Genomic DNA, 8,391 nt, shown 5'->3' with positions numbered 1-8,391 from the left:
CCCTTCAACATCAGCGTCAGCATCGGCATGGTCGAAGTCGCCAACGTCGGCATGACGCTGGAGGAGGTGCTGCGCGCAGCCGACGTCGCCTGCTACATGGCGAAGGAAAAGGGCCGCAATCGCATCCATTTCCACAGCGAGGGCGACACCGCGCTGCGCGAGCGCTTCGGCGAGATGGCCTGGGTGCAGCGTCTGCACGCCGCGCTGGATCAGAACCGCTTCAGGCTGCATGCGCAAGAGATCGCGCCCCTGCGCGACGATATCCCGGAGCAGGGCGCGCATATCGAAATCCTGCTCAGGCTGACCGACGAGGACGGCAGCTTCGTCACGCCGCAGAGCTTCATCCCGGCGGCGGAGCGCTACGGATTGATGCCGGCGATCGACCGCTGGGTGGTGCGCAACACCTTCGCCACCTTGGCGGCCAGGCGCGCCGACCCGCACGCGACGCCGATATCCACCTGCGCGATCAATCTCTCCGGCGCCACCTTCGGCGACGAGACCTTCCTCGGCTTCATGCGCGAGCAGTTCGCCGCGCACGCCATCGTCCCCGAAACGATCTGTCTGGAGATCACCGAGACCAGCGCCATTGCAAATCTTTCCGAAGCCATGCGCTTCATCGCCGATCTGCGCGGGCTTGGCTGCCGCTTCGCGCTCGACGATTTCGGCTCCGGCATGTCGTCCTTCGCCTATCTGAAGCATTTGCCGGTCGACTACCTCAAGATCGACGGCAGCTTCGTCAAGGACATGCTCGACGACCGCATCGACCGCGCGATGGTCGAGATGATCCATCACATCGGCAAGGTGACGGGAAAACGCACCATCGCCGAATTCGTCGAAAGCGAAGGCATCCTCGACGCCTTGAAAGCGATCGGCGTCGACTACGCGCAGGGCTATGCGATCGCGCTGCCCCAGCCATTCGACGCAACCACGGTGCTGCGCGGCAATCGCAGCGAGCGCGATGCAACGGCGGATGGATGGGAGACTTTGGCGCGGACGCTGCGCCGCAAAGCCAGCTAATCTAGGCGACAACCCCTCCGGCCCGCCGTTCCAGCAGGATCGTCGGCTTCTCGTGATAGGTGGTCCGCAAAATCTCTCCATAACCGTTCTTTTCGGCGACCTTCAGCGAAGCGCCGTTTTCCGGATCGATGATGCAGACGGTTCTCGCTTGTCCCAACGCCTCGTCGCTCCAGGCGACGATCCGCCCGACGACCTCGCTCGCAAGCCCCCGGCCGTGCGCCTCCGAAGCCAGGGCCCAGCCGGCTTCCGGCACGCCTTCGATCGAAGGTTCGATCTCGCGCTTCAGATCATGGAAGCCGGCCTCGCCGATGAAGCGCCCCGTCGCCTTGTCCTCGATCGCCCAGAAACCGTAGCCGATCAACGACCACAGCCCGGCATGGCACAGGAAGCGCATCCAGCTTTCCTCGCGCGTGCGCGGCTTGCCGCCGATGAAACGGGTGACGGCAGGTTCCGTCCACATGGCGGCATAGGTCTCGAAATCGCCCGGACGATGGGGCCGCAGGATGGTCCGCGCCGTCTCGAGGATCGGCACGCCAGCTTCCGTCTTGATGCTCATGGCACTCCTCTCGTTGAGGCGGCAGCGCTTAGTGTGTTTCACCGTTTCGCGAAATGGTGAAACACACTAACTCTTTGTTTTCACGAAATTCCGGACGGAAAACCGCTCACACTTTTCCTGGAATTGCTCTAGCAAACCGGCGTCTCTGGCAAGGGCCAGGACTGGCCGGGATCATCCTCCAGCGCAACGATTTCGCCGTCTGGGAATCTTGACCGATGATGCTACTCTTCTGACACAGTATCCAGCCGCGTCGCGGCCGCCAGGCGCAGGGAAGAACATGGACACCACTGACCTTGTATTGGCCATTCTCCATCACCTGCTGGTGTTCTCGCTGGCCGGCATCATCGGGGCCGAGTTCGTGCTGGTGCGCGACGATCTGGGTGCGGCGACGCTGAAGCGCCTTGCCGGCATCGACCGCCATTACGGCATCATCGCCGCGCTGATCATCATCGTCGGCATCTGCCGGGTGTTCTTCGGCCTGAAGGGTTGGGAATTCTATGTCTACAATTGGGTGTTCTGGGCAAAGATGGCGGCCTTCGCCATCGTCGGCCTGCTGTCGATCGTGCCGACCACGCGCTTCCTCTCCTGGAACAGGCAGGCGAACGGCAATCCGTCTTTCGCCGTGCCGGCGGCGGAACTGGCCTCGGTGAAGAACTATGTCCGCGCCGAAGGCTTCATCTTCCTGCTCATTCCGGTCTTTGCCGCGGCCATGGCGCGCGGCTACGGCTATTAGAGCCAGACCCGCTCTAAAGCATGTCTCCCGAAAGTGGTTACCGGTTTCGGGGTAAAGACATGCGCAAAATAAAAAACCTAAAGCGCATGGAGCGAGACTGAAAGATCGCGACGCGCTTTAGGCCTCGGCCGGAAACGTCTCATCCAGCGGCGCGATCGGCATCAGCGGCGCCGGAATGTCGGTGGTCTTTTCCTTCGACTTGCAGATATCGGCGATCACGCAGGCCGGGCAATCGGGCTTGCGCGCCTTGCAGACATAGCGGCCATGCAGGATCAGCCAGTGATGCGCATGTCGCATGAACTCGGCCGGGATGACCTTGAGCAGCCCCTGCTCGACCTGTTCCGGCGTCTTGCCGGGAGCCAGCCCAATCCGATTGCCGATGCGGAAGATATGCGTGTCGACCGCCATCGTGTGCTGGCCGAAGGCGACGTTGAGCACGACATTGGCGGTCTTGCGCCCGACGCCCGGCAGCTTCACCAGCTCGTCTCGATCCTGCGGCACCTGGCCCGCATAATCATCGATCAGCGCCTTCGACAGCGCGATCACGTTCTTCGCTTTGTTCCGCCACAGCCCTATCGTGCGGATGTAGTCGCCGACCTTGGCCTCGCCCAGCGCCAGCATCCTGGCTGGCGTGTCGGCAGCCGCGAACAATGCCTTGGTCGCCTTGTTGACGCCCGCGTCGGTTGCCTGCGCTGACAGCACCACCGCGACCAGCAGGGTGAAGGCGTTGACATAGTCGAGCTCGCCTTTCGGCTCAGGCCGCTGCACGGAAAAGCGCCTGAAGATCTCATGCACCTCGGCGGCACTGTAGAGCGACCGGGAAGCCGCTTTTCGCGGCCGTGTACCAGCCGCCGGGCCGCCGCCGGCAGGGGCGGGTTGAGGCTTTTTGACAGCGATGGATTTTTTGGACTTGGGAGGCGCCATGTCCCTTCCTATAATATCCCCTCATGAGCGACACAAACGCGTCATTCGAAGCCGACCAGCCATTTTTCCAGGCCCTGCTGACGCCGCACCGCTCGCTCGGCCGCACCGGTTTCCTGATCCTGATGGGGGCGCTTGTCTTCGGCTGGGCGGTCACCGGCGCCTTTTTCCTGGCGCATGGCGCCTGGCCGGTGTTCGGCTTCTTCGGCCTCGATGTGATCGCCGTCTATATCGCTTTCCGCGCCAACTATCGCGCCGCGCGCGCCCGCGAGGAAATCTCGGTATCGCGCACCAGCCTCGACATCCGCAAGACAGCACCTTCCGGACGCTCGGAGGCGCATCATTTCAACCCGTTCTGGACGCGGTTCTCGATCGCCCGCCACAGCGAAATCGGCATCACCAGGATGGCCGTCGAAGCGCAGGGCAAGAGCGTGGCGATCGGCGGCTTCCTCAATCCCGACGACCGCGAAAGCTTCGCCACCGCCTTTTCGCGCGCGCTGGCGACCGCCAAGACGCGCTGAGCATGATCCCGAACCGAAGTCCGCGTCAGCGAAAAGTGGACGCCGGTTTTGCTTTCGCTGAGCTGCGGTTCGGACAAGATCATGCTCCGAGCAAGTCAAGCAAATCAGAAGCGGTAGCGCAGCAGCCTGCCGACCTTGCGCATGGCGGGGATAAGCCTCCAGAGGCCGACGAACAAGCATGCGGACCAGCCCAGCGCCCCTTGTTCCGGTTTCTAGGATGGTCTGGGTGCCTGCGTCAGGAAGGCAAGTTTCGGGTGGTTGCAAAGCTCTGGAAGACCGATATTCGCGGCCAAGGAGACATTGCCATGAACGCGCAGATGACCATGAATACGCAGATGAAGCCGATCGCGATCCTTGAGAACGATATCACCCCGGAAGGCAGCGACTATGATGTCGTGCGCCGCGCCATCGAGAAGATCAGCCTCGACTATCGCGACCAGCCCTCGCTGGAGGTGCTGGCCGAGGAAGTCGGCGAGACGCCGACCGGCCTGCAGAAGCTGTTCACCCGCTGGGCCGGCCTGTCACCGAAAGCCTTTCTGCAGGCGGTGACGCTCGACCACGCGCGCAAGCTGCTCGATTCCGGCATGCCGCTGCTGGAAACCTCGTTCGAGCTCGGCATGTCCGGCCCCGGCCGGCTGCACGACCTCTTCATCACCCATGAGGCGATGTCGCCCGGCGACTACAAGACGCGAGGCGCGGGGCTCACCATCCGCTACGGCTACCACATCTCGCCTTTCGGCATCGCGCTGATCATGGTCACCGACCGCGGCCTCGCCGGCCTCGCCTTCTGCGATGCCGGCGGCGAGCGGGCTGCCTTCGCCGACATGTCCGGCCGCTGGCCGAACGCGACCTATGTCGAGGACATGTCGGCCACCCAGGCTTACGCCGCGCGGGTCTTCGACCCGACCAAGTGGCGCGCCGACCAGCCGCTGCGCGTGGTGATGATCGGCACCGATTTCCAGCTGCGCGTCTGGGAAGCCTTGCTGCGCATCCCGATGGGCAGGGCCTGCACCTATTCCTCGATCGCGGCGAGCATCGGCGCGCCAAGCGCCAGCCGGGCCGTCGGTGCGGCGGTAGGCGCAAACCCGATGTCCTTCGTGGTGCCTTGCCATCGGGCGCTGGGCAAGTCCGGCGCGCTCACCGGCTATCACTGGGGTCTGACGCGCAAGCGCGCCATCCTCGGTTGGGAAGCGGGACAAGTGACGTCCTGAAACATTCGATTTTTTCGTATGCCGTTGCGAAAAAACCGCTTATCGTAATATAAATCGGTACATTCTAAATAATTGATCGATTCATTTGCGAAATGCAACCGGCGACAACCTATGGTTACAGTCGGTTTTCTTGTAAGTTGCTTCCCCGCGTTATTTCACTTAACGCTAAATTAACCACGATAAAGGGAAGATGACCCGACGTTGAGCCGGCACCATCCGGCTCGAAGGAGGGATCTCAATGAAAATCGCTCGGGCCGCAATGGCAGCAGGCCTGCTGGCCGCCTGCGCCTGCCAGACGGCATCGGCCGCTACCGGAAACGTGCTTTTCAACGGCACGATCACCGCGACCTGCACCATCACGATCAACTCCAACGGCACGATGACCGTGAGCAGCAATCTTCAGTCGCTGAGCTCGCACAATGCCGGCGGCTCGGCAGGCAGCGCTCAGGTCGATACGACGGGCGGCGTCTCGCTCAGCGTGGACCCGGTGACAACGACGACCGTGCCGGCCTCGGACACGACGGCGACGACATGGACTCCGACCTTCGCCACTTCAGGCGCGCAGACGATTGCCGAAACCGGCACCGCGACCGCGCTGACGGTGCCCGGCACATCGACGGTGGCGGTCAATCTCGCCGGCACCAAGAGCGGCACGAACCGGTTCTCCGCCGGCAACTACCAGGCAACGGTGACGCTGCGCTGCGAATAGTCCTCACGCGAAAGGAGCGGTCCTTGAGAAGAATCGCATTGAGAAGAATTGCAATCCTGGCGGCAGGCCTGATCGCCGCGCTGCCTCCCGTAGCGGCGACCGGCCAGTCGATGACGCCGATGCGGGGCGAGGTGCGATCCTTCACCGATGCCTTTGCTGTCCGTGTCTTTCCGGGCAACCCGTACAACCAGCGCATCCGCGTCGAGGTCCATGTCTACGACCAGGATTTCCAGCCTGTCGCGGCCAGGATCACGCCGAGCGCGTTCCTTCTGGCCGGCCAAGCGTCGCGCCCGGTCCTGGTGGTCGTCCCGTTCGACGGCGCGAACGAGCGTAAAGTGCGTATCTGTACCGAGAGTATCCCCTTTCCAAGCGAGCAGACCCAGATAAGGGCACAGATATGCGGAAAGTTCTTCGGGCATCGCAGGTTCTGACCTTGTCCTTGCTGCCCGCCCTGGCTGTCGTCGGTCGGGGACTTGCCGAGGATATCCTGAACCTGAATCAGAACCAGACCGGTTTCAGCCTGCCCGGCGTCACCTTGCCCCAGGGCCAGGACGAAGTTCATGCCAGCGACGGCACGACCTGCCGCTCAGCCGTTTCCGGCAGCGGCGCCTATCTCGACCTCGGCGTCATCCGCGGCAACAACTCAAGCAACCAGACCAACAGCGACATCGCCACCTATGGCCGCGTGGTGATTCCGATCGGGCGGACGCCCAAACGCGTCGATTGCAGCCGCCTCTACGAGCTGGAAGTCGAGCGCCTGCAGATGGAATTGAAGCTGCTCAAAATGGGCCTCGGCGCCGACGGCCAGACGACGGGAAGTGTGCCCGCCTCGCCACCCCAGGACGCTGCGTCCCAAGCCAGCGCGGCCCAAGTCAAATCAGCGGGATGGGCCAATGAAGGCTGGACCATCAGAGGCACGACCGGCAATGAGAAGAAGAAGCGGAAATAGAAGCGCGCTGTTGGCGATAGCGGCGCTTGCCGGTCTCTGCCTTCCGGCGCAGGCGGCGATCATCGGCACCTGCACGATCATGATCGGCGCCTCGGGGACGATGAAATCGAACCCCGCCATCAACATCTTCGGCTCAAAGCAGGCAGGCGGGTCGAGCGCCGGCGCCACCATCACAGCGAACTCGACGCTGTGTTCCATCCTAAACCTGCTGGACTGCTATACCATTTCCGCGCCGGCGCCGATCGCCTTCACCTCGGCACCGAGCGGCGGCGACACCAATGTCTCCTTCGCCTCCGTCTTCCGCCTCGACGGCTCAGGCGTGGACATACCGGGCAGCTCGCCGCAGCGGGTGACCAACGGCACCCACACCATCCAGGTCGATCTCACCGCCACCAAGTCGCCCGGCATCTTCCCGGCGGGCAACTATCAAGGCACGGTTACGGTGCGCTGCGAATGATGCCTGTGGGCCGAGAGCCTGCGCAACCAGCGTGATCTGGCAACTGGCGGTCTTTGCGGCTAGCTTCGCGCCCAGCATGCAATTCCAGGACTGGCGCTTCGCCGCCCATTTCGCCAGGAATTGTAACAAGCAGAATCTTGGAGCGGGCCCGCTTATCAAGCACGGGCCGGGCCGCTTCAACGGGAGGCAGTTCTTGTGATTATCGTTGTCGGCTCGATCAACCTCGATCTCATCGCCAATGTCGACCGCCTGCCGGAACCCGGCGAGACGGTGCGCGGCTCGAGCTTCGCCACCGCCCCCGGCGGCAAGGGCGCCAACCAGGCACTGGCCGCGGCGCGCGCGGGAGCCCAGGTGCGCATGGTGGGCGCGGTCGGCAAGGATAGCTTTGCCCCCGAAGCGCTCGCCCTTCTCAAGGCCGGCAATGTCGATCTCTCCGGTGTCGGCCAAAGCTTCGCCTCCACCGGCACGGCGCTGATCCTGGTCGGCGCCGACGGCGAAAACGTCATCGCCGTCGTGCCGGGCGCCAATGATTCGGTGGTGCCGGGCGATGTCACCAAGGCCTATCTAAAAAAGGGCGATGTTGTGCTCTTGCAGCATGAGATCCCGCTGCAGACGGTAGAAGCCACGCTTGACGCGGCGCGCGCGGCGGGCGCCGTCAGCGTGCTCAACACCGCACCCTTCCGTGCCGAGGCAGCCGGCTTCGTCGCCAAAGCCGACTATGCCGTCGCCAACGAGACCGAATTCGATCTCTATGGCGAGGCGCTGGCGCTTTCGGGGCGCGACCGCCCGGCCCGCATGCGCGACTATGCCCAAAAGACCAGCCGCGCCATCGTCGTCACGCTGGGCGGCGACGGCGTGCTGGCCGCAACGCCGGACGATTTCCTCACAATCCCGGCGCTGAAGATCACGCCGGTCGACACCGTCGGCGCCGGCGACACTTTTTGCGGCTATTTCGGCGCCGGCCTCTCGTCCGGCTTGTCGCTTGGGGATGCGCTGACCCGCGCCGCCGCGGCCGGCTCGCTTGCCTGCCTGAAGCCAGGCGCGCAGCCGGCGATCCCATTGGCCAAGGATGTCGACGCTGCCCTGGCGGGAACGCATTAAGCATGCGTCCCGTCACCAAGCATGCCCTGCCGCCGGCCGGCGATATCTGCCGTCTCTCCGCCGTCGCGCTCGCCGACAGGATCAGGCAACGGCAATTGTCGGTGCGTGAAGTCGTCAGGGCTTTCCTTGACCGCATCGAGGCCGTCAACCCGCTGGTCAATGCGATCGTGTCGCTGCGCGAGCGCGCCGACATCCTGGCCGCAGCCGACAACGCCG

The 8,391-nt window shown here is 63.7% G+C and carries 11 protein-coding genes and 1 pseudogene; 10 read left to right on the top strand and 2 right to left on the bottom strand.

Annotated features, from left to right (window positions below; translation table 11 throughout):
• The coding region (locus tag EOA28_RS16120) for an EAL domain-containing protein (RefSeq protein ID WP_128315046.1) at positions 1 to 1,017 on the top strand (1,017 nt) is incomplete at its 5' end.
• 1 nt (position 1,018) lies between these two features.
• On the opposite strand, the gene EOA28_RS16115 is transcribed toward EOA28_RS16120, so the two are convergent.
• The gene (locus tag EOA28_RS16115; protein ID WP_127249511.1) at positions 1,019 to 1,573 is read right to left on the bottom strand and encodes a GNAT family N-acetyltransferase; all 555 of its coding nucleotides are present in this window, start codon (positions 1,571 to 1,573) and stop codon (positions 1,019 to 1,021) included.
• A 277-nt stretch (positions 1,574 to 1,850) separates the two neighbouring features.
• Here EOA28_RS16115 and EOA28_RS16110 point away from each other — a divergent pair, with 277 nt between their 5' ends.
• Complete coding sequence (locus EOA28_RS16110) at positions 1,851 to 2,306, top strand: DUF2214 family protein (RefSeq protein WP_126081206.1); 456 nt, start codon at positions 1,851 to 1,853, stop codon at positions 2,304 to 2,306.
• Between the two features lie 117 nt (positions 2,307 to 2,423).
• On the opposite strand, the gene nth is transcribed toward EOA28_RS16110, so the two are convergent.
• Complete coding sequence (gene nth / locus EOA28_RS16105) at positions 2,424 to 3,230, bottom strand: endonuclease III (protein WP_127249512.1); 807 nt, start codon at positions 3,228 to 3,230, stop codon at positions 2,424 to 2,426.
• A 23-nt stretch (positions 3,231 to 3,253) separates the two neighbouring features.
• Here nth and EOA28_RS16100 point away from each other — a divergent pair, with 23 nt between their 5' ends.
• The 8 genes and pseudogenes from EOA28_RS16100 to EOA28_RS16060 all read left to right on the top strand — a co-directional run.
• Positions 3,254 to 3,748 carry a DUF2244 domain-containing protein gene (locus tag EOA28_RS16100; RefSeq protein WP_126081204.1) on the top strand — a complete coding sequence of 165 codons (495 nt, stop codon included), beginning with the start codon at positions 3,254 to 3,256 and terminating at the stop codon, positions 3,746 to 3,748.
• Between the two features lie 305 nt (positions 3,749 to 4,053).
• Entirely contained in the window at positions 4,054 to 4,959 is a 906-nt protein-coding gene (locus EOA28_RS16090; protein ID WP_127249513.1) for a methylated-DNA--[protein]-cysteine S-methyltransferase, read from the top strand.
• Between the two features lie 238 nt (positions 4,960 to 5,197).
• Complete coding sequence (locus EOA28_RS16085; RefSeq protein WP_126081202.1) at positions 5,198 to 5,668, top strand: hypothetical protein; 471 nt, start codon at positions 5,198 to 5,200, stop codon at positions 5,666 to 5,668.
• A 38-nt stretch (positions 5,669 to 5,706) separates the two neighbouring features.
• Positions 5,707 to 6,099 (top strand): hypothetical protein, encoded by a 393-nt coding sequence (locus EOA28_RS16080; protein ID WP_126081201.1) that lies wholly within the window; start codon positions 5,707 to 5,709, stop codon positions 6,097 to 6,099.
• Positions 6,066 to 6,617, top strand: a complete 552-nt coding sequence (locus EOA28_RS16075; RefSeq protein WP_127249514.1) for a hypothetical protein — start codon at positions 6,066 to 6,068, stop codon at positions 6,615 to 6,617. The genes EOA28_RS16080 and EOA28_RS16075 overlap by 34 nt, the downstream gene beginning before the upstream one ends.
• Positions 6,595 to 7,074 (top strand): hypothetical protein, encoded by a 480-nt coding sequence (locus EOA28_RS16070; RefSeq protein ID WP_189342061.1) that lies wholly within the window; start codon positions 6,595 to 6,597, stop codon positions 7,072 to 7,074. Before EOA28_RS16075 ends, EOA28_RS16070 begins: the two co-directional genes overlap by 23 nt.
• 195 nt (positions 7,075 to 7,269) lie before the next feature.
• Positions 7,270 to 8,175, top strand: coding sequence for a ribokinase (locus tag EOA28_RS16065; protein ID WP_127249516.1), 906 nt, complete (start codon positions 7,270 to 7,272; stop codon positions 8,173 to 8,175).
• 2 nt (positions 8,176 to 8,177) lie between these two features.
• A pseudogene (locus EOA28_RS16060) lies at positions 8,178 to 8,391 on the top strand (amidase); the annotation flags it as partial.

It is taken from the genome of Mesorhizobium sp. M2A.F.Ca.ET.067.02.1.1, assembly GCF_004023285.1.
GTDB lineage: Bacteria > Pseudomonadota > Alphaproteobacteria > Rhizobiales > Rhizobiaceae > Mesorhizobium.
The sequence above is the reverse complement of the archived record's forward strand: the minus strand, read 5'-3'. Positions and strand labels throughout refer to the sequence as shown.

Excerpts from the sequence above, each read along its gene's own strand:
- EOA28_RS16115 (WP_127249511.1), bottom strand. The coding sequence starts at position 1,573 with ATGAGCATCAAGACGGAAGCTGGCGTGCCGATCCTCGAGACGGCGCGG.
- EOA28_RS16110 (WP_126081206.1), top strand. The coding sequence starts at position 1,851 with ATGGACACCACTGACCTTGTATTGGCCATTCTCCATCACCTGCTGGTG.
- nth (WP_127249512.1), bottom strand. The coding sequence starts at position 3,230 with ATGGCGCCTCCCAAGTCCAAAAAATCCATCGCTGTCAAAAAGCCTCAA.
- EOA28_RS16100 (WP_126081204.1), top strand. The coding sequence starts at position 3,254 with ATGAGCGACACAAACGCGTCATTCGAAGCCGACCAGCCATTTTTCCAG.
- EOA28_RS16090 (WP_127249513.1), top strand. The coding sequence starts at position 4,054 with ATGAACGCGCAGATGACCATGAATACGCAGATGAAGCCGATCGCGATC.
- EOA28_RS16085 (WP_126081202.1), top strand. The coding sequence starts at position 5,198 with ATGAAAATCGCTCGGGCCGCAATGGCAGCAGGCCTGCTGGCCGCCTGC.
- EOA28_RS16075 (WP_127249514.1), top strand. The coding sequence starts at position 6,066 with ATGCGGAAAGTTCTTCGGGCATCGCAGGTTCTGACCTTGTCCTTGCTG.
- EOA28_RS16070 (WP_189342061.1), top strand. The coding sequence starts at position 6,595 with ATGAGAAGAAGAAGCGGAAATAGAAGCGCGCTGTTGGCGATAGCGGCG.